Raw genomic sequence first — 23,190 nt, forward strand, 5'->3', positions numbered from 1 at the left:
GACGCTCACGCCGGGTGCCTGTCCCCCACGATGAAAACCTTAGCCGGTATTTCGCAAACCGGCGGCAATCCCCGCCACAGACACCAGCAACGCCTGTTCTACCGGGCTGCCCTGGGCCACATCCTGTTGCCGCGAACGTGCCAACAGTTCGGCCTGCAATAGATGCAGCGGGTCGAGGTAAGTGTTGCGCAGGCGGATGAATTCAAGGGTAGCTGGGCTATGTGCCAGTAGCTGCGACTGGCCGGTCAACCCCAGGACCACCGCACAGGCCTGCGACAATAGGTCGCGTAAATGCGCACCCAAAGGGAGCAGATCCGGCTCGACCAAGCGCTCATCGTAAGACTGGGCGATGTCGGCGTCGGCCTTGGCCAGTACCATTTCCAGCATATCGATGCGGGTACGGAAGAACGGCCACTGCTCGCGCATCTGCCCCAGCAACTCACCCTCGCCGCGCTCCAGCGCCTTGCTCAATGCCGCTTCCCAGCCGAGCCAGGCCGGCAGCATCAGGCGCGTCTGGGTCCAACCGAAGATCCACGGAATGGCGCGCAGGCTTTCAATCCCGCCAGCGCGACGCTTGGCCGGGCGGCTGCCCAACGGCAAACGCCCCAACTCCTGTTCCGGGGTGGACTGGCGGAAATACTCGACGAACTGCGGATTCTCCCGCACCACGGCGCGGTAAGCCTTGACGCCGTCGGCGGCCAATTCGTCCATCAAATGGCGCCAGGCAGGCTCGGGTGGTGGCGGCGGGAGCAAGGTCGCTTCCAGTACCGCTGCCAGGTACAGATTGAGGTTTTGCTCGGCGATGTCCGGTAGACCGAATTTGAAACGAATCATTTCCCCCTGCTCGGTGGTGCGGAAACGCCCCGCCACCGATCCCGGCGGCTGCGACAGAATCGCCGCGTGCGCCGGACCACCACCACGGCCCACGGTACCACCGCGACCGTGGAACAACAGTAGCTCCACTTGCTGCTCGCGACAGATGTCGACCAAACGCTCCTGCGCCCGATACTGCGCCCAGGCCGCTGCGGTGGTGCCAGCGTCCTTGGCCGAGTCGGAATAACCGATCATCACTTCCTGCGGCCCTTGCAGGCGCGAGCGATAACCGGGCAGCAGCAACAGTTTTTCGATCACCGGGCCGGCGTTATCGAGGTCGGCGAGGGTTTCGAACAGCGGCACCACGCGCATCGGCCGCAATACACCGGATTCTTTGAGCAGCAATTGCACGGCCAGCACGTCGGAAGCGGCACCGGCCATGGAAATCACATACGAACCGAGGGAAGCCCCCGGTGCCGCAGCGATTTCCCGACACGTCGCCAGCACTTCGGCGGTGTCGGCAGACGGCTTGAAGTACGCGGGCAGCAATGGGCGGCGATTGTTCAGTTCGCGCATCAGGAAGGCGATGCGCTCTTCCTCACTCCAATCCTCATAACGGCCCAGGCCGAGGTAATCGGTGATTTCGGTCATGGCCGCCGTGTGGCGGGATGAGTCCTGTCGCACATCAAGGCGCACCAGAAACAGCCCGAATGTCACCGCACGGCGCAGGCAATCGAGCAACGGGCCATCGGCGATGACGCCCATGCCGCATTCATGCAGCGAGTGGTAGCACAGCTCCAGCGGGTCCAGCAGGTCGCGGTTGTTTTGCAGCACATCGGCGGATGCTGGCGTGTTTGCCGTCAGGGATGCATGGGCCCAGTTACGGGTCGCGCGCAGGCGTTCACGCAATTGTTTGAGCACTGCGCGGTAAGGCTCGGCGCTGTCGCCGGCCTTGGCTTTCAAGGCGTCGCTGGCCTGCTGCATCGACAACTCGGCGGCGAGGTGATCAACATCGCGCAGATACAAATCGGCGGCCATCCAGCGCGCCAGCAGCAACACTTCGCGGGTCACTGCGGCGGTGACATTGGGGTTGCCGTCACGATCGCCGCCCATCCACGAGGCAAAGCGAATCGGCGCGGCCTCCAGCGGCAAGTGCAGGCCGGTGGCGTAATGCAGGGCCTGATCGGCCTTGCGCAAATAGTTGGGAATCGCCTGCCACAGCGAATGCTCGATCACTGCGAAGCCCCACTTGGCTTCATCCACCGGTGTCGGACGGGTACGGCGGATTTCTTCGGTGTGCCAGGCTTCAGCGATCAGGCGCTGCAACTTCGTCTTGATCTGCTCGCGCTCGGCGGTGGTCAGGTCGCGATGGTCCTGTGCGGCCAATTGCGCGGCGATCGCATCGTACTTCTGGATCAGCGTGCGACGCGCCACCTCGGTGGGGTGCGCGGTCAATACCAGCTCGATTTCCAGCCGGCCCAATTGCCGCGCCAGGGACTCGGCGTCATGGCCCGCGGTCAGCAGGCGAGCGAGCAATTCCGGCAACACCCGGGCCTCGAACGGCGCAGGCTGCGATTCTTCACGGCGATGAATCAGCTGATATTGCTCGGCGATATTGGCCAGATTGAGGAACTGGTTGAACGCCCGCGCCACCGGCAGCAACTCGTCTTCGCTCAACTGGTTGAGGCTCGCGCTGAGTTCGGCGTCCATCGAACCGCGACGGTCGGCCTTGGCACCTTTGCGGATCTGCTCGATTTTGTCGAGAAAGTCGTCCCCGTACTGTTCACGAATGGTGTTGCCCAACAGCTCACCCAACAGGTGAACGTCCTCGCGCAAGCGTGCATCAATGTCAGTCATCAGCAATTCTCCAGCGAAAATCCGGGCGGCTGTGTTCAATGTCAGTGTAGGAGCCAGGCTTGCCGGCGAAGGCGCTCTCAAGGACGCCTTCGCCGGCAAGCCTGGCTCCTGGACTGGCATTGGCGGCTATGCTTTGTTGTTAGAAGCTCTGTCATAGAGAGTGCCGTCGTAAAGCGGTTCTTACAAGCAGACGACGCCAAGGACTTCAAACACCGAGCGTTACCGCTAATCTCAACCATAAGCCGTACAACGGCGTACCACCGGCCACCGCCGGACACTCACCCGGCCTGCCACGAGCAGGTGCGCAACGAGGTCATCATGAAAATCCGCGAGCTCGCCAAGCATTGGGAAGAAAACGCCAAGGGTCGTCTGACCGACTCTGGCTACGCGATTCATCTGGACGTGGAAGCCGCCGCACGGCTGGCGGCAATTATCGACATGTACCCTAAACGGCACCCCGAAGAACTGCTCGGCGAGTTGATCGGCGCCGCCCTGGAAGAACTCGAAGCGAGTTTTCCGTACGTGAAAGGGTCAACGGTGGTGGCCACCGATGAAGAAGGTGATCCGCTGTACGAAGACGTCGGCCCGACCCCGCGTTTTCTCGCCTTGTCCCGTCGTCATTTGCATGATTTGTCGGGCGATAACGACAAGCAAAAACACTGATTCCTGTGGGAGCGAGCCTGCTCGCGAAGGCGTCAGTACAGTCAACATTGCGGATGACTGACCTACCGCTTTCGCGAGCAGGCTCGCTCCCACAGTTTGATGGCATTCTTCCTTCAAGACGGTGAATTTCCGGGCCACTTAAAGACCCGGGAGTATCCCTGCGTCGCCCGAAAATTCCCGACTTAGAGCCTTGTCCACTCGATCAGGTTTTTTTCGGTCGATAGCATTTTCTCTGAACTTTTGAAAAACACCTCGGGTCACACCCAGTAACCATGCCTGGGACGGCCGTTTCAAAAAGCACTCTGGAAATTGATGGTTGCGGCTCCTTGCCCAGGATGGATTCAGATGTTTTTCAGGAGTTATCCAATGGAGTTGAAAACCATGAAGACCAGCACCGCATCATCCTCGTTCCCCCCTCTGCGCGGTCTCAAACTGGCTGCTCTGGCCATCGGCAGCAGCTTCGTTCTGGCCGGTTGCGCCGGTAACCCGCCGAGCGAGCAATACGCTGTAACCCAATCGGCGGTGAACAGCGCCGTCAGCGCCGGTGGTACCGAATTCGCCGCCGTGGAAATGAAGGCCGCTCAGGACAAGCTCAAACAAGCCGAAATAGCCATGCACGACAAGAAGTATGACGAAGCCAGAATGCTGGCCGAGCAAGCCGAGTGGGACGCCCGTGTCGCCGAGCGCAAGGCCCAGGCGATGAAAGCCGAACAAGCTGTGAAGGACTCTCAGAAAGGTGTTCAGGAACTGCGTCAGGAAAGTCAGCGCACCGTGCAGTAAGCGCGCATCCCGACTTTCAGACCTGAAACTCTTATCGATAGAAAGGACGAACTATTATGCGCAAACAATTGATGATCCCCGCCCTCCTGGCCGCAAGCGTTGCACTGGCTGCCTGCTCCACACCGCCCAACGCGAACCTGGAGCAAGCCCGCACCAACTACACCGGCCTGCAAGCCAACCCGCAAGCCAGCAAAGTCGCGGCGCTGGAAACCAAAGACGCCAGCGAATACCTGGATAAGGCCAACAAGGCTTACCTGGATAGGGAAGACCAGGCCAAGGTCGACCAACTGGCTTACCTGACCAATCAGCGTGTTGAAGTGGCCAAGCAGACCATCGCCCTGCGCACCGCTGAAAACAACCTGAAAAATGCCGCGGCACAACGGGCCCAGGCTCGTCTGGATGCCCGCGACCAGCAGATCAAACAGCTGCAGGACAGTCTGAATGCCAAACAGACCGATCGCGGCACGCTGGTGACGTTTGGTGATGTGCTGTTCGCCACCAACAAGGCTGACCTGAAGTCCAACGGTTTGGTGAATATCAACAAACTGGCGCAGTTCCTTCAGGAAAACCCGGACCGCAAAGTGATTGTCGAGGGTTACACCGACAGCACTGGCTCGGCGTCGTACAACCAGTCGCTGTCCGAGCGTCGAGCGACCTCGGTGCAAGTGGCCCTGATCAAGATGGGTGTCGACCCGGCGCGCATCGTGGCCCAGGGTTATGGCAAGGAATACCCGGTTGCGGAGAACGCCAGCGTCTCGGGCCGTGCGATGAACCGTCGGGTGGAAGTGACCATTTCCAATGACAACCAGCCTGTCGTCCCGCGTTCGGCGATCAGCTCGAACTAAATTGAACCTGCGGTAACGCAAAAGCCCCTGTAGGAGCGAGGCTTGCCCGCGAAGAACGATGACTCGGTTTATCTGTTAGACCGCATCATCGTTCTTCGCGGGCAAGCCTCGCTCCTACGGGATGTTCATTGCTCGAGTTTTTGCGGGGTTTCCTGGCCCATGCAGCGCACGGCTTTTTTCTTGCTGTTGATCAGCACGCCGGTCAGGCCTTTCTGGTCGGTGTCGAACAGCACCAGCACGCCATCGATGCACTGGGCCACTTGCGGGGCCGGTTCCAGGGAGACCTTGTAGTCTTCGCCCGGCACGGTCTTGAGCATGGTGAAGTCGCTGAGCAGCAGCGCATCTTCGGGTTTGGCGAAGTGCAGGTAGCCGTACCACCACAGGGCGCCAACGGTGCCGAGGATGCTGCAAATACCGGTGATGATCAGCGGGATGGCGTTACGTTCTTCACTCATTGCGGACTCTCTGGTGGTTCATCTTCAGAATTCAGGGGCGCCGGGTAATTCGGGATTTCACCCAGGCGGCGCAAGCCGTTGAAATGCTGCGGGTCTTCGAGGTAGCGCAGCATGACCTTTTGCCAGACCGGGTCGGCGAAGGTTTGCACATGACCGCCCCGGGTCAGTTGCAGCACTCGCGGCGGCGGCGCAGCTTGATACAGTCGGATGCCATTGGAAAGGGGCACCAGTTGATCATCGATACTGTGATAGATCAGTTTCGGTACGCCGTTGAGCTGCTTCATGGAATGGATCGCGCTGTCGCCGTCCGGCACCAACCAGGACAATGGCACCTGGAACGGCCAGGTCATCCATGACGTGCTCAGGGCGAAACGCCCGACATCGCGGTAGCTGGCAGGCACACCATCGAGCACAAAAGCCTTGAGTTGCCGCTGGCGCTCGGGATGTTGGGCCAGGAAATGCACGGCCATCGAACCGCCAAGGCTCTGACCGAGAAGGATCAGCGGCTTGCCCTTGACCTCCGGGGCCTGGTCGAGCCATTTGAACGCGGCGTCGATGTCCTGATAAATCGCCGGCAACGCCGGTTTACCTTCGGACCAACCGTACCCACGGTAGTCCACCAGCAACACTTGATAGCCCTGCTCCGGCAACCACCAGCTCCCCCCCAAATGCCACGCCAGGTTGCCGCCGTTGCCGTGCAAATGCAGCACCGTGCCTTTGACCTCGACACCTTTTTTCGCCGGCAGCCACCAGCCATGCAGCTTGAGGCCGTCGGCAGTAATCAGGGTGACGTCGCGGAATTCGAGTTTGGCTTTTTCCGGGGTGAACGGCTGGCCGGGCTCGGGATAGAACAGCAGAGAGTCGCAACCGCCGAGGGCCAGGAGCAGGCAAAAGATGCCGAGGATTCTCATCCGGTGAAACCTCGCACTAACGATTGATAGCAGGTCCGTAGGATCGAGGCTTGCCCGCGAAGAACGATGACGCGGTAGATCAGATAGAGCGCGTTATCGTTCTTCGCGGGCAAGCCTCGCTCCTACAGGGTGTGTTGTGCTCACAAAATGTTGGAATAATCCGCTTCGATCCGGTCCAGGCTCAGGTGGTTGAGGAAGTTGGAAAAGCACATCCAGGCCGATAGCGCGTTCATGTCGCGGAATTGGTCGGGCAGGTACTTGGGCGGCACCACCAGGCCTTCGTCCACCAATTGGCGCAAGGTCCGCATGTCTTCCAGCGTGGTCTTGCCGCAAAACAATAGCGGTATCTGCTCCAGCTTGCCTTTACGCACGGCCAACTGAATGTAGTTGTAAACCATGATAAAGCCCTTGAGGTAGGACAAGTCTTTGGTAAATGGCAGACCGGTCGGCACCGAGCCGCGGAAAACCCGACTGGCGTTGCCGTAGCTTTCGGCCATTTCGAAGCCTTGCTCACAGAAGAACTCGTAGATCTGCAAGAAGTCCGCGCCCTCCTCCACCATGTGAATGGCACGGGTGCGGTTGGTCAGTTTGCGCAGGCGGCTCGGGTAGGAGGCGAAGGTGATGATTTCCATCAGTATCGCCAGGCCTTCCTGGGTCACGGTGGACGACGGCGGGCCTTTGGACAGGAAGGTGCAGATCGGCTGATTCAGGCCGTTGAGCGTGGTGCCCACATGCACCAACCCTTCGTGGACTTCCAGCGCACGCACGTCACGGTCGTTGAACATCGCGTCGGCGCGGATCTTGATGTAGTCGGCGCCGGCCGCCGCATCGGCGACGATCCCGTCGGACTCGAATACCCGAATGGTTTCCTCGGCCTCGCCAAACACCTTGTTCAACCGATGTTGCAGCAGGTCGACGGCTTCCTTGGCGGTAAGGATTTTCGGTTCGTCCTTGAGGTCGCCACGGCCGTCGATGTTGTTCAGGTAATCGGAGAGCATCAGGCCCAAGTCGGCCAGGGTTGGGTCGCCAGCGTGAAACGCATCGGACGCCGCGCCATACAACTCCTGGGAAATCAGCCCGAAATCCTCGGTGCCGCGCGCTTCGAGCATGCGCACCACCATCCGGTATTCCTTGCACATGCGGCGCATGATCTGGCCGACCGGGTTGAACTGGCCGAGCTGGCGGGTGATGTCGCGCTCGATGTTCTGGAATTCCAGCTTCACTTTGCTGGAATCAAATGCCAGAGGTCGATTGAGGTAGTAGTCGCGGTCCACGGCCGGCATTTCCTTGCCCTTGCCTTTGAAGAACCCCTTGCGAATGCTGTCGTCCCACTTGACCGCATCCAGAACGCGAATCGGCGTCTGCGCCAGCACTATGCGATCGGACAAAATGCGTATCGTCTGCTGGTATTCGTCCACCCGAAACTCCTGTAGTAAAACCGTTACGTGCTGGGTTTATTTGGTTTTGGCCTGGCGCTGATAACGCACCGCTTCGACGAAAACATCGGAATTGGCCGGGTCATCGAGGTAGGCAAACACCTGATCCAGGCTGTTGTTGATCAACACCCCGTCGCCGTCGTCGGTCCGGAAGCCTTGGCCACTGAGAGCTTCTTGGCCCATGGCCTGTTTTATCTGCTCGAGGTCGAGGTTGTAGACCACCAGTTCGTGCTTATCGTTGAGCTCAAAACCAGTGATGGTGAAGTTCCCGCCGAACTGCGCCGGCACCTTCGCCGACAGGTACCAGCGATTGCCATGGCGCGACACGGTGAAGGGATAGGCTTCACGCTCATGGGGCTTGGCCTTGAAGTAGCTGACCGCCTGATAGCGATTGTCGCCGATGCGCGTCAGTTCCAGATTCATCGGCTCGCCCCAGGCATTGGTGCTGGTCCATTTGCCGAGCAGCCCTTTGGGCGCGGGCTCGCTGGCGGGCAGCGGCTCCTTGAAAGTCACCAGACAGCCACTGAGCAGCAGGATCGACAAGGCGATCACAATGACGCGCCAGGCTTTCATTCAACACTCCCTATGAACACAGCGCCCCGAATGGTCACCGAACCTGTAGGAGCGAGGCTTGCCCGCGAAGGCGTTGTGTCAGTCAACACATATGTTGAATGTTATACCGCCTTCGCGGGCAAGCCTCGCTCCTACAGGGTCGAGTTGTCCTGCGGGATTTACACCGACGCCAGTACCAAATGCATGTAGCGGTTGAGGATGCCGAGCATTTCCTCTTCGGCCACAGGCTCGGCGTCGTTGAGCAGGCCCTGATATTCCATCCGTCCGATAATAGCAGTCAACACTTTGGCATCCTGTTGTGGCTCACGGGAACCCAATACTTCGAAAAGCTGGCAGGTGCCCTGCAGGAGAATTTGCTGATGGGAGCGCACCAGCAAGGCCAGGCGCGGGTTGAGCAACGCTTCCTGGCGGAAGGCTTGCTCAGCCATCAAGTGCTCGCGGCGATTGATCAGTTGCCGATGAACATAGTCTGCCATCAGCCGTGCGATATCGTCCGCCAGCTGTGAGCGGGACTCGGGAGTGCCATCGCCGCTGACAACCATCTCGCGCAACAGGCCTTCGTTGCTGGCCCACAACCGGGCCATGAACGCCGCGCTGCGTTCCACATATTGGGCGAAGGTATCGGTGAGCAGGTCATCGATGTCCTTGAAATAGTAGGTAGTGGCCGACAGCGGCACACCCGCTTCAGCGGCCACCGCACGGTGCCGCACGGCCCTCACGCCATCACGCACGACAATGCGCATCGCCGCGTCAAGAATGTCCTGTCGACGCTGTTCACTGCCCTGTCGGCTGGCTTTGCGGCCCTGGTACTGAACACTTTCAGCGACCGCAGTGGCGATACCCGCTGCACCTTCTTGAGCAATTGCACGATTCACGACAGGTATTCCTCTCTAAACGTCAAAAGTAACCAATTGATACGTTTGTACCAGACAGGCAATAAAAAGCCGCCTGTTATAGGCGGCTTTTTAATTGAAACACTTACGCTTGTGGCCGCATGTGCGGGAACAGGATCACGTCGCGGATCGACGGTGAGTTGGTCAGCAACATCACCAGACGGTCGATGCCGATCCCTTCACCGGCGGTCGGCGGCATGCCGTACTCCAGCGCGCGAACGAAGTCAGCGTCGTAGTGCATGGCTTCGTCGTCGCCGGCGTCCTTGTCGGCCACCTGCGCCATGAAACGCTCAGCCTGGTCTTCCGCGTCGTTCAACTCGGAGTAGGCGTTGGCGATTTCACGGCCACCGATAAACAGTTCGAAACGGTCGGTGACGTTCGGGTTCTCGTCGTTACGACGGGCCAGCGGCGACACTTCGAACGGGTACTGGGTGATGAAGTGCGGCTGTTCCAGCTTGTGCTCGACCAGCTCTTCGAAAATCATCACCTGCAGCTTGCCCAGACCTTCAAAGCCGAGCACCTTGGCGCCGGCCTTCTTGGCGATGGCGCGGGCCTTGTCGATGTCGGTCAGGTCGTCAGCGGTCAGCTCAGGGTTGTACTTGAGGATCGAGTCGAACACCGACAGACGCACGAATGGCTCGCCGAAGTGGAACACCTTGTCGCCGTACGGCACGTCGGTGCTGCCCAGAACCAACTGAGCCAGCTCGCGGAACAGCTCTTCGGTCAGGTCCATGTTGTCTTCGTAGTCGGCGTAAGCCTGGTAGAACTCCAACATGGTGAATTCAGGGTTGTGACGCGTCGAAACGCCTTCGTTACGGAAGTTGCGGTTGATCTCGAAGACTTTCTCGAAACCGCCGACAACGAGGCGCTTGAGGTACAGCTCAGGCGCGATACGCAGGAACATTTCCATGTCCAGCGCGTTGTGGTGAGTCTCGAACGGCTTGGCCGCCGCGCCGCCTGGAATGGTTTGCAGCATCGGCGTTTCCACTTCCAGGAAGTCGCGCTTCATCAGGAAGCTGCGAATGTGCGCAATCACTTGCGAACGAACGCGGAAGGTCTGGCGCACCTCTTCGTTGACGATCAGGTCGACGTAACGCTGGCGGTAGCGCTGTTCGGTGTCGGTCAGGCCGTGGTGCTTGTCCGGCAGCGGGCGCAGGGATTTGGTCAGCAGGCGCACGCTGGTCATTTCAACGTACAGGTCGCCCTTGCCGGAACGCGCCAGGGTGCCAACGGCTGCAATGATGTCGCCCATGTCCCAGGTTTTCACCGCGGCCAGGGTGTCTTCGGACAGGGTTTTACGGTTGACGTAAACCTGGATGCGACCGGTCATGTCCTGAATCACCATGAACGAGCCACGGTTGAGCATGATGCGACCCGCCACCTTGACCGGGATTGCAGCCTCTGCCAGCTCTTCCTTGGTCTTGTCCGCGTACTGTTTCTGCAAATCTTCGCAGTAATTGTCGCGACGGAAGTCGTTGGGGAAGGCATTGCCCTTGGCGCGCTCGGCAGCAAGCTTTTCCTTGCGCAGGGCGATCAGGGAGTTTTCTTCCTGTTGCAGGGCTTGCGGGTCGAGTTGTAGGTCGCTCATGTCTTTAAAAATTCCATCTCAGGTTCGTTGCCCCCGGCATTCGCCGGGGTTCGCGGGCAAGCCTCGCTCCTACAGGGTGGTGACAACCCTGTAGCGCGGGCCTTAGAGCCCTTGTTTCAGGCTGGCCACCAGGTATTCGTCGATGTCGCCGTCGAGCACCTTGTCGCAGTCGCTGCGTTCGATGTTGGTACGCAAATCCTTGATCCGCGAGGCATCGAGCACGTACGAACGGATCTGGTGACCCCAGCCGATATCCGACTTGGTGTCTTCCAGGGCCTGGGAGGCGGCGTTGCGCTTCTGAACTTCCTGCTCATACAAACGCGCCCGCAACATTTTCATCGCGGTGTCTTTGTTCGCATGCTGGGAACGTTCGTTCTGGCAGCTGACCACAGTGTTGGTCGGTACGTGGGTAATCCGTACGGCCGAGTCGGTGGTGTTAACGTGCTGACCACCGGCACCGGAGGAGCGGTAGGTGTCGATGCGCAGGTCCGACGGGTTGATGTCGATTTCGATGTTGTCATCGATTTCCGGCGACACGAACACGGCCGAGAACGAGGTGTGACGACGGTTGCCGGAGTCGAACGGGCTCTTGCGCACCAAACGGTGCACGCCGATTTCGGTACGCAGCCAGCCAAAGGCGTATTCGCCCTTGATGTGCACGGTAGCGCCTTTGATACCGGCGACTTCACCGGCCGACAGCTCCATGATGGTCGCGTCGAAACCGCGTTTATCCGCCCAGCGCAGGTACATGCGCAGCAGGATGTTGGCCCAGTCCTGGGCCTCGGTGCCGCCGGAACCGGCCTGGATATCCAGGTAGGCGTTGTTGGCGTCCATCTCACCGCTGAACATGCGACGGAATTCGAGTTTTTCCAGGGACTCGCGCAGGCGCTCGACTTCGGCAGCGACGTCATCGACGGCGGCCTGGTCTTCTTCTTCGGCGGACATCAGCAGCAAGTCTTTGGCATCGGCCAGGCCACTGTGCATTTCGTCGAGGGTTTCGACGATCTGAGCCAGCAGCGACCGCTCGCGGCCCAGTTCCTGAGCATACGACGGGTTGTTCCAGACAGACGGATCTTCAAGCTCGCGATTGACTTCAGTCAGACGCTCATGCTTTTGATCGTAGTCAAAGATACCCCCGAATAGTTTCGGAGCGCTCGGACAGGTCCTTGATACTGTTAAGGATCGGGTTGATTTCCATGGCGGGCAGCACTCGTTGGCGAACTTTTGAAAGCCGGCGAGTATAACGTAATCAAGCTGTCACGGCAGCCCGCCTGGCGGCTTTAGCGGTGAATGAACCCGATGGTTCATTCAATCCCCACCTGATTACGCCCATTGTTCTTCGCCAGGTACAGCCCCTTGTCCGCCGCCGAGATCAATTGCCGGCAATCGCTGCCCGGCTGCGGAATCATGGTCGACAGGCCGATACTGATGGTCAGGCACGAACCTTCGATCGGGAAAATGTGCGGGATCTTCAACCCGGCCACGGTCTGGCGCAGTTTTTCCGCCACCATTCGCGCACCGCCCGGCGAGGTGTTGGGCAAGACCAGGACGAACTCTTCGCCGCCGTAACGGGCCGGCAAGTCCGAAGGTCTGGAGCTGGCGTCGCGAATCGCCGTAGCGACTTTGCGCAAGGCCTCATCGCCTTCGAGGTGGCCGAAGCTGTCGTTGAAGGACTTGAAGTAGTCGACATCGATCATCAGTAGCGACAATTGAGTCTGGTCCCGCAGCGAACGCCGCCACTCCAGCTCCAGGTATTCGTCGAAATGCCGACGGTTCGACAGCCCGGTCAGGCCGTCGGAGTTCATCAAGCGTTGCAGCACCAGGTTGGTGTCGAGCAACTGCTGCTGGCTGACCCGCAGCGCGCGATACGCCGCGTCACGCTGCAGCAGGGTCATGTAGGAGCGCGAGTGATAGCGGATGCGCGCCACCAGTTCGATGTTGTCCGGCAGTTTGACCAGATAATCATTGGCACCGGCGGCAAACGCCGCGCTCTTGATCAGCGGGTCTTCCTTGGTCGACAGGACAATGATCGGGATATCCTTGGTCGCCGGGTGATTACGGTATTCGCGCACCAGGCTCAGGCCGTCGAGGCCGGGCATGACCAGGTCCTGAAGGATTACGGTCGGCTTGATGCGAATCGCCTGGGCGATGGCCTGGTGCGGGTCGGCACAGAAATGGAAGTCGATGTTTTCTTCGTTCGACAAACCACGCCGCACTGCCTCGCCGATCATCGCCTGATCGTCCACCAACAACACCATGGCGGCGTTTTCATCGGTTTTGAAGTCGTCGAGCTGTAATTCATTCATGTGCGGTCACCTGAGTACTGCTTTGGCCACGATTGCTGCTAATGATAGTCATTTTGAGAAGATCTCCAGCAATCGTGGCGCTATCTTGTCCAGTGGGCGAACTTCCACAGCCGCGTTAATGGCCGCGGCCGCCTTCGGCATGCCGTACACCGCACTGCTTTGTTGATCCTGAGCGATGGTCAGGTAGCCCTGTTGGCGCATGAGTTTAAGCCCCTGCGCGCCGTCGCGCCCCATACCGGTCAGCAGAACACCCACGGCGTCACCGCTCCAGTAACTGGCCACACTCTCGAAAAACACATCGATCGAGGGCCGATAGATCTCGTTGACCGGTTCGGCGGTGTAGGCCAGCGTGCCGTTTTTCAGCAAGCGAATATGATGGTTGGTCCCGGCCAGCAGGACCGTGCCGCTTTGCGGCGGTTCGCCTTCCTGGGCCAGGCGCACGTCCAGGCCACTGGCGCTGGCAAGCCATTCGGCCATGCCGGCGGCGAATACCTGATCCACATGCTGGACCAGCACGATGGCCGCCGAAAAATCTCGTGGCAGGCCCTTAAGCAACACTTCCAGTGCCGCCGGCCCGCCGGCGGATGAACCGATGGCCACCAAATGCTGGCGCGAGGACGAGTGGCGGTGCGAGCTCGGTGCCGATCGCACCCGGTTGCTGTGGTCACCAATCAGCCAGCCAATGTTCATGATCTTGCGCAGCAGCGGTGCGGCGGCTTCCTGAGGATTGCCGCCCCCGATAGCCGGGGTATCAACCACATCCAGCGCGCCGTAGCCCATGGCTTCGAACACCCGGTGCACGTTCTGCTCGCGGTCGACAGTGACAATGACAATCGCGCACGGGGTCTCGGCCATGATTCGCCGGGTCGCTTCCACACCGTCCATCAACGGCATGATCAAATCCATCAGGATCAGATCCGGGGTGTATTCGGTGCAACGTTGCACCGCCTCGGCCCCGTTGCTGGCGACCCAGACCACCTCGTGCGCCGGTTCGAACGCCAAAGCGCGGCGTAAAGCCTCTACCGCCATGGGCATGTCATTGACGATAGCGATTTTCATGCCCGCGCGCCTCCAATGAGCTCAACCACTGCATCCAGCAAAGCGTCATCATGAAAACTCGCTTTGGCTAGATAATAGTCGGCTCCGGCGTCCAGTCCACGGCGGCGGTCCTCTTCGCGGTCCTTGTAGGACACCACCATCACCGGCAGGGATTGCAGGCGGTTATCGCGGCGCAACAAAGACACCAGCTCGATGCCGTCCATGCGCGGCATGTCGATGTCGGTGATCAGCAAATCGAAATCCTCCGAACGCAGGGCGTTCCAGCCATCCATGCCGTCCACCGCCACCGCGACGTCATAGCCGCGATTGAGCAGCAATTTGCGCTGCAACTCACGAACGGTCAGCGAGTCGTCCACCACCAGAATCCGTTTACGCGCCGCTTCGACGGCCTGATTGGCATGCCGGGCAATGCGCTCCAGACGCCCGGTATTGAGCAGTTTGTCCACCGAACGCAGCATGTCTTCGACGTCGACGATCAGCACCACCGAGCCGTCGTCGAGCAAGGCCCCGGCGGAAATGTCCTGCACCTTGCCCAAGCGCTCATCCAGCGGCAGCACCACCAACGTGCGCTCGCCGATAAAGCGCTCGACTGCCACCCCGTAGATCGCCTCGCGCTCGCGGATGACCACGACTTTGAGGGTTTGCGCGTTGTTCTGGCTCGCCGGGCGATGCAACAGCTGACTGGCGGCGACCAGCCCGACATGCCGGCCTTCGTGCCAGAAGTGCTGCCGGCCTTCGACCTGCACGATATCTTCCGGCGCCAGGTCGCACATTCGCTCGATGTGCGCCAGCGGGAAGGCATACGCCTCATCACCGACTTCCACCACCAGGCTGCGCACTACCGACAGCGTCAGCGGCACTTCCAGATGAAAGCGACTGCCCTCGCCCGCTGTCTGCTCCAGCACCACGGCGCCGCGCAACTGGCGAACCATGTGCTGAACCGCATCCAGCCCGACGCCGCGCCCGGAGACTTCAGTGACGGAGTCGCGCAGGCTGAAACCCGGCAGAAACAGAAACGTCAGCAGCTCTTCTTCGCTCAACTGGGCAGCGGTTTCGGCTGGGGATAACTGCCGCTCGACGATGTTGCGACGGAGTTTTTCCAGATCGACGCCATTGCCATCATCGCTGAGTTCCAACACCAGCAAACCGGCTTGATGGGACGCGCGCAGACGGATCAGGCCCTCCTCCGACTTGCCGGCCAATAGCCGTTGTTCCGGGGTTTCGATGCCGTGATCCACCGCATTGCGCAGCAGGTGCGTCAGCGGCGCTTCGAGTTTTTCCAGCACGTCGCGATCGACTTGAGTCTTGTCGCCTTCGATCTCCAGCCGCACCTGTTTGCCAAGGCTGCGGCCGAGGTCGCGGACCATGCGCACCTGCCCGCTCAGCACGTCGGCGAATGGCCGCATACGACAGGCCAGCGCCGTGTCATACAACACCTGCGCACGCTGGCTGGCGTGCCAGGCGAACTCATCGAGCTCGGCGTTTTTTTCCGCCAGCAATCGCTGGGACTCTGCCAGTAACCGACGGGCATCACCCAAGGCTTCCTGAGCTTCGAGGCTCAAGCCAAGGTCTTTGAGATGGACGTTGAGATTTTCCAAGGCCCGCAAGCCGTTGCTCTGCATGCGCTTAAGGCGCTGCATAGTGGCCAGGTGCGGTTTGAGCCGCTGGGTTTCCACCAGGGATTTACTCGACAGGTCGAGCAAGCTGTTCAAACGCTCGGCCGTGACGCGCAACACACGTTCGCCACTTTCGGTGGTGCGTTTAGTCGTGGGCGCTGGCTCGGCGGGCGCTGCCGGTGGCGCTTCGGTGGTGGCCGGCATGATCGGCTCAACCTTGGGCGTCGGCGGTTCTAGCTGAAGCTCTGCCATCGGCGGCGTCATGGGGGCAGTGGCCGCCATGTGATCAAGCAGCCGCCCCATCAAGATGACGTAAGCGTCGATATCCGCAGGCGCCGGAGCATTGCCCGGCGTCGCAATCCGCATCAGCAGATCGGTGCCTTGCAACAGTGCATCAATGTGTTCGGGCCGCAGGTACAGGCGCCCTTCCTGGGCGCTGACCAGGTAATCTTCCATCACATGGGCGACACGGACCCCGGCATCGACACCGACAATCCGCGCCGCGCCCTTGAGTGAGTGGGCGGCGCGCATGCACGACTCAAGGTAATCGGCTTGGGTCGGATCACGCTCAAGCGCCAAAAGACCTGCGCTCAGCACCAGGGTCTGGGCCTCGGCTTCGAGGCTGAACAGTTCCAGCAAAGAGGCGTCACGCATCTGCTCGGGGGTCATGTGAGGCTCCGGGTCACGGCGGACAGCAGCTGCTCTTCATCCAGCCAACGCAGGCTGCGACCTTTGAATTGCAAGACACCACGGGTGTACTTGGCGCTGGCCTGAGTGCCGGACTGAGACGCCGCCTCGAGAATGCGCTCGTCGATGGCGTGAATCCCGTCGACCTCGTCCACCGGTACCACCACTGGCCCGCCGTGAGCGGCAATGATCAGCATCCGCGGCATCACCCGCGCGCCGGACGCCACGCCACTGGTAGCGTCGAGCCCCAGCAGTTCCACCAGCGACAGGCAAGCCACCAACGCACCGCGCACATTCGCCACGCCGAGCAACGCCCGGGAGCGCTGATGCGGCAAGGAATGAATAGCCTGCAGCGGCGCCACTTCGACCAGGCTGCGGGTGGCCAGGCCCAACCATTCTTCGCCGAGGCGAAACATCAGCAGCGAGCGGGTTTTCACATCGCTCCCGGCCACGGTGGAGACTTGCTCGCGGTCGTCCTGCTGCAACGCATAGCGGTCGAGCAAACGTGTGGCGGCAGCCGAATACACCGCGCAATTGCGACAATGAATGTGCTCGCTCAGCAATGGGCAGGACTTGTCGCCGTGGATACCGATGCGGTTCCAGCAGTCGTCGATGGCCTGGGCATCTTCATGGGTGACGCTCAAGGTGTCGGCGGCGCTCATCGTTTACGCTCACTGTCTGCGGCGCGCTCGCTGCGGACGGCGCGGGCCTGCAATCGTCTGGCACCGGCCGTGTCGCCCTGGGATTGCAGCAAGGTGGCCAGGTGCATCAACGCGTCGGGGTGTTGCGGTTCGAGGTACAACGCCTTGCGATAAAAGCCCTGGGCCTCGAGGGCGCTGCCGGCGACATCGCTGAGCAACCCCAGCCAATAGAACACCTGCGCCACTGGCTCGTGACTGCGCAAAAAACTGTCGCACGCAGCGCGGGCCTCAGCGCTTTTGCCTTCATTGGCCAGCGCAGCGATGTTCGCCAGCAGCGTGGCAGCGTCCGAAGGGGTAGCGTCCGAAGGGGTGGCCGAAGGGGCGGCGGCGACCTGAGGCATCGGCACGACCGTTGCGAAAGGCCGACTGCGCACTGGCGGCGGTGTCACGCTGCGCACCGGTTGCTGCACCGGCAGCGGCGTCGGCACGAAGGTCGCGAGCGGTTCCGGCGCACTTTGACGACTGAAGGCAAACGACTGCGGGATACCAATCGAGCGCATGCCGAAACGCCCCAGCAGACTGCCCTCCGCCGGGCCGATAAACAGCACGCCGTCGACGTGGGTCAGGCGCTTGAGCACTTCGAACACTTGCTGCTGGGTCGGCTGGTCGAAATAAATCAGCAAATTGCGACAGAACACGAAGTCATAAGGTGGCTCACTGGCCAGCAAGGCCGGATCCAGCAGATTGCCGACCTGCAGGCGCACCTGTTCAAGCACGCGCCCGCTGAGGCGATAGTTGTCGTTTTCAGCCGTGAAATGCCGCTCGCGGAAGTCGATGTCCTGGCCGCGAAACGAATTCTTGCCATACAGCGCGACCCTGGCCTTTTCCACCGACAGCGGGCTGACATCCATGCCGTCGACCTTGAACTGGTGCGGCGCCAGCCCGGCATCGAGCAACGCCATGGCGATAGAGTACGGTTCTTCGCCGGTGGAACATGGCAGGCTGAGAATCCGCAGGGCGCGCATGTTATTGATCGCCGCCAGACGTTTGGCCGCCAGTTTCGCCAGCGTGGCGAAAGATTCCGGGTAACGGAAAAACCAGGTCTCGGGGACGATTACCGCTTCGATCAGCGCCTGTTGTTCGTCGCGCGAGCCCAGCAAGGTGTGCCAGTACTCATCAGCCGTTAACGCCCGAGCCGCCGTGCAGCGCTGGCGCACCGCGCGTTCGATGATCGCCGGGCCGACCGAGCCCACATCCAGGCCGATACGTTCTTTGAGAAAATCGAAAAACCGTTGATCGCTGCTCATCCCTGCTCCTCAAACTGCGCCAGGTCCAACGGCGGCGAGGGAAACAACAAGGCGCGGACCTGTTCGTCCAGCAAATCGGCAACCCGCACCCATTGCAGTAAACCCTGGGCATCTTCGCGCACCGGCCCGAGGTACGGCGCCTGGCGATTGTCCAGGCCATAAGGCTGAAAGTCCGCCGGGTTGCAGCGCAACGTGTCGGTGGCCTGTTCCAGAACCAGCCCGAGCAATTGCGCGGGCGTCGCCTCATCCGGCCGATAGTGCACCAGCACCAACCGCGTGCTGGTGCGGGCCTGGGCCGGTTGGCCAAATGTCAGGGCGCTGAGGTCGATCACCGGCACCACCGCACCGCGATAAGCGAACACCCCCGCCACCCAGTGCGGCGCCCGGGGAATGGGTTTCAACGGCAGTTGCGGCAGCACTTCGGCCACCTCGATGGCCTGCAAGGCGTAACGTTCGCTGCCGATGCGGAACACCAGAAACAACGATTGTTTCACCGGCATCACCGCGCCGCGTTTGACCGCGAGCTCGCTCATCAGACTTTGAATCGCGAGACGCCGCCACGCAGCCCCACGGCCACCTGGCTCAATTCGTCGATGGCGAAACTGGCCTGACGCAGAGATTCGACGGTCTGGCTGCTGGCATCGCCCAACTGCACCAACGCGTGGTTGATCTGCTCGGCGCCGGTGGCCTGGGCCTGCATGCCCTCATTGACCATCAACACCCGTGGTGCCAGCGCTTGAACCTGATGGATGATCTGCGACAGTTGCTCGCCCACCGACTGCACCTCGGACATGCCTCGACGCACTTCTTCGGAAAACTTGTCCATGCCCATGACCCCGGCCGACACCGCCGACTGGATCTCGCGCACCATTTGTTCGATATCGTAGGTGGCCACAGCGGTTTGGTCCGCCAGACGCCGCACTTCGGTGGCGACCACGGCAAACCCGCGACCGTATTCGCCAGCCTTCTCGGCTTCGATCGCGGCGTTCAGGGACAACAGGTTGGTCTGGTCGGCGACTTTGACGATGGTCACCACCACCTGATTGATGTTGCCGGCCTTCTCGTTGAGGATCGCCAGCTTGGCGTTCACCAGATCCGCCGCGCCCATCACCGAGTGCATGGTGTCTTCCATGCGCGCCAGGCCTTGTTGACCGGAACCGGCCAGCACCGAAGCCTGATCGGCGGCGGTGGAGACTTCGGTCATGGTGCGCACCAGATCCCGTGAGGTGGCGGCAATTTCACGCGATGTCGCGCCGATTTCGGTGGTAGTGGCAGCGGTTTCGGTGGCCGTGGCCTGCTGCTGCTTGGATGTCGCGGCGATTTCCGTGACCGACGTGGTGACCTGCACCGAGGAGCGCTGGGCCTGGGACACCAGCGAGGTGAGCTCGGTCATCATGTCGTTGAAGCCGGTTTCCACCGCGCCGAACTCATCCTTGCGATCAAGGTTCAGGCGACTGCTGAGATCGCCGGTGCGCATGACTTCGAGGATATCCACGATGCGATTCATCGGCGCCATGATCGCGCGCATCAGCAGCAGGCCACAGAGACCGGCGACGATGATTGCCACCAGCAGAGAGACGCCCATGCTGATTTTGGCGGCTGTCACCGCTTCACCGATGGCCAGCGTGGCCTTTTCAGCCAGCTCGTGATTACTCTCCAGAAGGCTATTCAACTGCTTGCGCCCATTGATCCAGGCTGGCGCGAGTTTCTGCTCCAGGGCCAGGCGTGCTTGCTCGTACTCTTTGCGTTGATAGAGGTCGAGTACGTTGGTCATTTCTTGATTGTAGAGCCGATGACGCGCTTCGAATTCGTCGAAGAGGACCTGGTCTTCCGCGGTAAAAATGGTTTTGCGGTAATTGGCCATCTGCTCGCTCAAGCGCTCTTCGAAGCTCTTGTACATGGCCTGGTCGGCGGCGGTCATTTCGCGTTGCCCGGAAAGGCCGACAAGCTGCTGGGTGAGGTTAAAACTGTCGACCCAGGCACCGCGGATCATCGAACTGAAATACACCCCGGGCACTGCATCGGTGCGGACCCGGTCGGCGCTGGAGTCGATCGTCATCAGCCGAGAAAAAGACACCACGACCATCAACAGCATGATCGCGATAATCACCGCAAAGCTCGCCAAAATGCGTTGGCGCAACGTCCAGTTCTTCACAGTCAGTCCTCGGTGCGGTTCAAATTGCGAGGGAGTATAGCCGAGGGCCTGTGGGAGCGGGCTTGATCGCGAAGAACGAAAACGCGGTAATTGACGAACCTTGTGGCGAGGGGGCTCGCCCCCGTTCGGCTGCGCAGCAGTCGCAAACTCGGAACATGCAATTTCGCTGAATCACCGCGATTACTGATTTGGGGGAGGGCTTCGCCACCCAACGGGGCGATGCGGCGTTCCGACAAGCCCTCTCGCCACAAGCCAAAAATCTGTTGCCTGACACACCGCCTTCGCGGGCAAGCCTCGCTCCTACGGTTAATGGTCGTACGCCCCCCTTGTCGTTCGACACGATCCTGTAGGAGCGAGGCTTGCCCGCGAAGGCGGTCTGAAGACCTACATAGAAGCCTGCCGCACCTGCTTCTCCAACTCGGCCTTCAACCCCGGTTCCAGCTTCAACTGCCGCGCCAGTTCATCCAGATAGGACTTCTCCATGAAGTTCTCCTCATCCACCAGCATCACACTGGCGATGTACATTTCAGCCGCCATTTCCGGCGTGCTGGCGGCGCGGGCGACGTCGGTCGGGTCCAGCGGTTTGTTGAGTTCGGCGTGCAGCCAGTGTTGCAGTTCCTGATCATTGTCGAGTTTGCTGAACTCGCCCTCGATCAATTGGCGCTCACGCTCATCGACATGCCCGTCAGCCTTGGCCGCGGCCACCAACGCCTTGAGAATCGCCTGGCTGTGTTGCTCAACCTGGGCTGCTGGCAAGCGGTCGATAGTTTGCGGTTCGGTTGTGGCTGCGGTGCCTTGTTGAGCCTGCCAGTTGCCGTACGCCTTGTAGGCAATCACGCCCAATGCCGCGAGACCGCCGTAGATAGCCACTTTGCCGCCGACCTTGCGCACCTTCTTGTTGCCGAGCAACAGGCCCATGGCGCCAGCCGCCAGAGCACCGCCGCCGGCGCCGGATAGCACACTGCCGAGGCCACCCGAACCACTGGAGCCTGCGAGCAAACCGCCCAAACCACCGTTGGACGCTTTGTTCTGGACGCCACCAGCCTTGTTCTGCAACAGATCCTGACCGGATTTGAGTAGTTGATCGAGCAATCCACGAGTGTTCATTTTGCTGCCTCCACGAATTCGGGTTAACCGGATCTTTAAGGCCACCAGCCTGGATCGAAAGTGCCCGACGCCTCTCGATGAGAGTGCTTCCAGATGTTGCTCACGCTTAGGCAAACAGGCTGGAGCGCGCCCCCACGTAAACTATTTCATCGAATGCAGCCTTTGAGATTTGTCGACCGTGGGACCGAGCACTAGGCTGGATAAATCCATAAGACAGCCCGGCCTCAATCTGCCTCTCACAAAGCGCACTAAGCTAATAACAAGCCACTCACGGCGCATCACCCCGTTCAACATTGCCCCGACCATAATTTAAAGAAGAGGGTTCACCCATGCTTGTGCACAAGACCGCACTGCTCAGTGCAATCACCACGGCGCTGCTGGCCAGCACCAGCCTGCAGGCCGCCGAGCCGCTGAAAGCTGTCGGCGCCGGCGAAGGTCAGCTGGATATCGTCGCCTGGCCCGGCTACATCGAACGGGGCGAAACCGACAAGGCCTATGACTGGGTGACCGGTTTCGAGAAGGAAACCGGCTGCAAGGTCAACGTCAAGACGGCCGGTACGTCCGATGAAATGGTCAGCCTGATGGCCAAGGGCGGTTACGACCTGGTGACGGCATCGGGTGATGCCTCCCTGCGGTTGATCGCCGGCAAACGTGTGCAACCGATCAACACCGCACTGATTCCCAACTGGAAGAATCTCGATCCACGCCTCAAGGATGCACCGTGGTATGTGGTCAACAAACAGATCTACGGCACCCCATACCAGTGGGGTCCGAATGTGCTGATGTACAACACCACGGTGTTCAAGCAGCCGCCCACCAGCTGGAGCGTGATATTCGACGCGCAAAACCTGCCTGACGGCAAACCCAACAAAGGCCGGGTGCAAGCCTACGACGGCCCGATCTACATCGCCGACGCGGCGCTGTACCTCAAAGCCACCAAGCCGGAGCTGGGTATCCAGAACCCCTACGAGCTGACCGAAGCCCAGTACAAGGCAGTGCTCGACCTGCTGCGCGCCCAGCAAAAGTTGATCCATCGCTACTGGCACGACACCACCGTGCAAATGAGTGACTTCAAGAACGAAGGCGTGGTGGCTGCCAGCGCCTGGCCCTATCAGGTCAACGGCCTGATGAACGAAAAACAGCCGATCGCCTCGACCATCCCGAAAGAAGGCGCCACCGGATGGGCCGACACCACCATGCTGCACGCCGAGGCCAAGCACCCGAACTGTGCCTACAAGTGGATGGATTGGTCGCTGCAACCGAAAGTCCAGGGTGATGTGTCCGCCTGGTTCGGCTCGCTGCCGGCGGTCCCGGCGGGGTGTAAGGAAAGCGAACTGTTGGGCACCGAGGGTTGCAAGACCAACGGTTTCGACCAGTTCGAAAAGATCGCCTTCTGGAAAACCCCGCAGGCTGAGGGCGGCAAGTTTGTGCCTTATAGCCGCTGGACCCAGGATTACATTGCGATTATGGGCGGTCGTTAAGCCCTCTTCGCGAGCAG

General features: G+C 60.5%; 20 protein-coding genes. 4 read left to right on the plus strand and 16 right to left on the minus strand.

What is annotated here, in order from left to right; translation table 11 throughout:
• Window positions 1-39: 39 nt before the first annotated feature.
• Window positions 40-2,670 carry a phosphoenolpyruvate carboxylase gene (gene ppc, locus AB7M22_RS21115; RefSeq protein WP_454187684.1) on the minus strand — a complete coding sequence of 877 codons (2,631 nt, stop codon included), beginning with the start codon at window positions 2,668-2,670 and terminating at the stop codon, window positions 40-42.
• 318 nt (window positions 2,671-2,988) lie between these two features.
• On the opposite strand from ppc, the gene AB7M22_RS21120 reads away from it, so the two are divergent.
• The 3 genes from AB7M22_RS21120 to AB7M22_RS21130 all read left to right on the plus strand — a co-directional run bounded on the left by AB7M22_RS21120 (window position 2,989) and on the right by AB7M22_RS21130 (window position 4,958).
• Window positions 2,989-3,333, plus strand: coding sequence for a hypothetical protein (locus tag AB7M22_RS21120; protein ID WP_007897668.1), 345 nt, complete (start codon window positions 2,989-2,991; stop codon window positions 3,331-3,333).
• A gap of 366 nt (window positions 3,334-3,699) precedes the next feature.
• Window positions 3,700-4,113: a DUF4398 domain-containing protein gene (locus AB7M22_RS21125; protein WP_454187685.1), complete on the plus strand. Its 414-nt coding sequence runs from the start codon at window positions 3,700-3,702 to the stop codon at window positions 4,111-4,113.
• A 56-nt stretch (window positions 4,114-4,169) separates the two neighbouring features.
• Window positions 4,170-4,958: an OmpA family protein gene (locus tag AB7M22_RS21130; protein WP_008012253.1), complete on the plus strand. Its 789-nt coding sequence runs from the start codon at window positions 4,170-4,172 to the stop codon at window positions 4,956-4,958.
• Between the two features lie 125 nt (window positions 4,959-5,083).
• Here the strand turns inward: AB7M22_RS21130 and AB7M22_RS21135 are convergent, their stop codons facing one another.
• The 15 genes from AB7M22_RS21135 to AB7M22_RS21205 form a co-directional block, all read right to left on the minus strand.
• Window positions 5,084-5,413 carry a hypothetical protein gene (locus tag AB7M22_RS21135; protein ID WP_008014068.1) on the minus strand — a complete coding sequence of 110 codons (330 nt, stop codon included), beginning with the start codon at window positions 5,411-5,413 and terminating at the stop codon, window positions 5,084-5,086.
• The gene (locus AB7M22_RS21140) at window positions 5,410-6,324 is read right to left on the minus strand and encodes an alpha/beta hydrolase (protein ID WP_454187686.1); all 915 of its coding nucleotides are present in this window, start codon (window positions 6,322-6,324) and stop codon (window positions 5,410-5,412) included. The genes AB7M22_RS21135 and AB7M22_RS21140 overlap by 4 nt, the downstream gene beginning before the upstream one ends.
• Window positions 6,325-6,464: 140 nt before the next feature.
• Window positions 6,465-7,742, minus strand: coding sequence for a flavohemoglobin expression-modulating QEGLA motif protein (locus tag AB7M22_RS21145; protein ID WP_008014064.1), 1,278 nt, complete (start codon window positions 7,740-7,742; stop codon window positions 6,465-6,467).
• Window positions 7,743-7,778: 36 nt separating this feature from the next.
• On the minus strand, window positions 7,779-8,333 hold the full coding sequence (locus AB7M22_RS21150) for a hypothetical protein (protein WP_454187687.1): 555 nt from the start codon (window positions 8,331-8,333) through the stop codon (window positions 7,779-7,781).
• A gap of 158 nt (window positions 8,334-8,491) precedes the next feature.
• Entirely contained in the window at window positions 8,492-9,208 is a 717-nt protein-coding gene (locus AB7M22_RS21155) for a TetR/AcrR family transcriptional regulator (protein WP_007897654.1), read from the minus strand.
• A 103-nt stretch (window positions 9,209-9,311) separates the two neighbouring features.
• Window positions 9,312-10,814 carry a lysine--tRNA ligase gene (gene lysS, locus AB7M22_RS21160; protein WP_008014060.1) on the minus strand — a complete coding sequence of 501 codons (1,503 nt, stop codon included), beginning with the start codon at window positions 10,812-10,814 and terminating at the stop codon, window positions 9,312-9,314.
• Between the two features lie 102 nt (window positions 10,815-10,916).
• Window positions 10,917-12,012, minus strand: a protein-coding gene (gene prfB, locus AB7M22_RS21165) for a peptide chain release factor 2 (protein WP_095920368.1) whose coding sequence is annotated in 2 segments (ribosomal slippage) — window positions 10,917-11,939 and window positions 11,941-12,012 — 1,095 coding nt in all. Because the reading frame shifts where the segments join, the coding sequence is not laid out codon by codon here.
• A 106-nt stretch (window positions 12,013-12,118) separates the two neighbouring features.
• Complete coding sequence (locus tag AB7M22_RS21170; RefSeq protein ID WP_454187688.1) at window positions 12,119-13,120, minus strand: diguanylate cyclase domain-containing protein; 1,002 nt, start codon at window positions 13,118-13,120, stop codon at window positions 12,119-12,121.
• A gap of 48 nt (window positions 13,121-13,168) precedes the next feature.
• Window positions 13,169-14,179 carry a chemotaxis-specific protein-glutamate methyltransferase CheB gene (gene cheB, locus AB7M22_RS21175; RefSeq protein ID WP_454187689.1) on the minus strand — a complete coding sequence of 337 codons (1,011 nt, stop codon included), beginning with the start codon at window positions 14,177-14,179 and terminating at the stop codon, window positions 13,169-13,171.
• The gene (locus tag AB7M22_RS21180; protein WP_454187690.1) at window positions 14,176-16,464 is read right to left on the minus strand and encodes a response regulator; all 2,289 of its coding nucleotides are present in this window, start codon (window positions 16,462-16,464) and stop codon (window positions 14,176-14,178) included. The genes cheB and AB7M22_RS21180 overlap by 4 nt, the downstream gene beginning before the upstream one ends.
• Entirely contained in the window at window positions 16,461-17,144 is a 684-nt protein-coding gene (locus AB7M22_RS21185; RefSeq protein WP_008014051.1) for a chemotaxis protein CheW, read from the minus strand. Before AB7M22_RS21185 ends, AB7M22_RS21180 begins: the two co-directional genes overlap by 4 nt.
• Window positions 17,141-18,430, minus strand: a complete 1,290-nt coding sequence (locus AB7M22_RS21190; protein ID WP_454187691.1) for a CheR family methyltransferase — start codon at window positions 18,428-18,430, stop codon at window positions 17,141-17,143. The genes AB7M22_RS21185 and AB7M22_RS21190 overlap by 4 nt, the downstream gene beginning before the upstream one ends.
• Complete coding sequence (locus tag AB7M22_RS21195) at window positions 18,427-18,963, minus strand: chemotaxis protein CheW (protein WP_454187692.1); 537 nt, start codon at window positions 18,961-18,963, stop codon at window positions 18,427-18,429. Before AB7M22_RS21195 ends, AB7M22_RS21190 begins: the two co-directional genes overlap by 4 nt.
• A complete protein-coding gene (locus AB7M22_RS21200; protein ID WP_454187693.1) occupies window positions 18,963-20,585 on the minus strand; it encodes a methyl-accepting chemotaxis protein in 1,623 nt (540 codons plus the stop codon). The genes AB7M22_RS21195 and AB7M22_RS21200 overlap by 1 nt, the downstream gene beginning before the upstream one ends.
• Window positions 20,586-20,969: 384 nt before the next feature.
• On the minus strand, window positions 20,970-21,692 hold the full coding sequence (locus tag AB7M22_RS21205) for a tellurite resistance TerB family protein (protein ID WP_454187694.1): 723 nt from the start codon (window positions 21,690-21,692) through the stop codon (window positions 20,970-20,972).
• 329 nt (window positions 21,693-22,021) lie between these two features.
• Here AB7M22_RS21205 and ydcS point away from each other — a divergent pair, with 329 nt between their 5' ends.
• The gene (gene ydcS / locus AB7M22_RS21210; protein ID WP_454187695.1) at window positions 22,022-23,173 is read left to right on the plus strand and encodes a putative ABC transporter substrate-binding protein YdcS; all 1,152 of its coding nucleotides are present in this window, start codon (window positions 22,022-22,024) and stop codon (window positions 23,171-23,173) included.
• Window positions 23,174-23,190: the final 17 nt, after the last annotated feature.

It is taken from the genome of Pseudomonas sp. ADAK2 TE3594, assembly GCF_053628675.1.

What these genes read in the sequence shown, in the direction of transcription:
- ppc (WP_454187684.1), bottom strand. Translation starts at nt 2,670, where the DNA reads ATGACTGACATTGATGCACGCTTGCGCGAGGACGTTCACCTGTTGGGT.
- AB7M22_RS21120 (WP_007897668.1), top strand. Translation starts at nt 2,989, where the DNA reads ATGAAAATCCGCGAGCTCGCCAAGCATTGGGAAGAAAACGCCAAGGGT.
- AB7M22_RS21125 (WP_454187685.1), top strand. Translation starts at nt 3,700, where the DNA reads ATGGAGTTGAAAACCATGAAGACCAGCACCGCATCATCCTCGTTCCCC.
- AB7M22_RS21130 (WP_008012253.1), top strand. Translation starts at nt 4,170, where the DNA reads ATGCGCAAACAATTGATGATCCCCGCCCTCCTGGCCGCAAGCGTTGCA.
- AB7M22_RS21135 (WP_008014068.1), bottom strand. Translation starts at nt 5,413, where the DNA reads ATGAGTGAAGAACGTAACGCCATCCCGCTGATCATCACCGGTATTTGC.
- AB7M22_RS21140 (WP_454187686.1), bottom strand. Translation starts at nt 6,324, where the DNA reads ATGAGAATCCTCGGCATCTTTTGCCTGCTCCTGGCCCTCGGCGGTTGC.
- AB7M22_RS21150 (WP_454187687.1), bottom strand. Translation starts at nt 8,333, where the DNA reads ATGAAAGCCTGGCGCGTCATTGTGATCGCCTTGTCGATCCTGCTGCTC.
- lysS (WP_008014060.1), bottom strand. Translation starts at nt 10,814, where the DNA reads ATGAGCGACCTACAACTCGACCCGCAAGCCCTGCAACAGGAAGAAAAC.
- AB7M22_RS21170 (WP_454187688.1), bottom strand. Translation starts at nt 13,120, where the DNA reads ATGAATGAATTACAGCTCGACGACTTCAAAACCGATGAAAACGCCGCC.
- cheB (WP_454187689.1), bottom strand. Translation starts at nt 14,179, where the DNA reads ATGAAAATCGCTATCGTCAATGACATGCCCATGGCGGTAGAGGCTTTA.
- AB7M22_RS21180 (WP_454187690.1), bottom strand. Translation starts at nt 16,464, where the DNA reads ATGACCCCCGAGCAGATGCGTGACGCCTCTTTGCTGGAACTGTTCAGC.
- AB7M22_RS21185 (WP_008014051.1), bottom strand. Translation starts at nt 17,144, where the DNA reads ATGAGCGCCGCCGACACCTTGAGCGTCACCCATGAAGATGCCCAGGCC.
- AB7M22_RS21190 (WP_454187691.1), bottom strand. Translation starts at nt 18,430, where the DNA reads ATGAGCAGCGATCAACGGTTTTTCGATTTTCTCAAAGAACGTATCGGC.
- AB7M22_RS21195 (WP_454187692.1), bottom strand. Translation starts at nt 18,963, where the DNA reads ATGAGCGAGCTCGCGGTCAAACGCGGCGCGGTGATGCCGGTGAAACAA.
- AB7M22_RS21205 (WP_454187694.1), bottom strand. Translation starts at nt 21,692, where the DNA reads ATGAACACTCGTGGATTGCTCGATCAACTACTCAAATCCGGTCAGGAT.
- ydcS (WP_454187695.1), top strand. Translation starts at nt 22,022, where the DNA reads ATGCTTGTGCACAAGACCGCACTGCTCAGTGCAATCACCACGGCGCTG.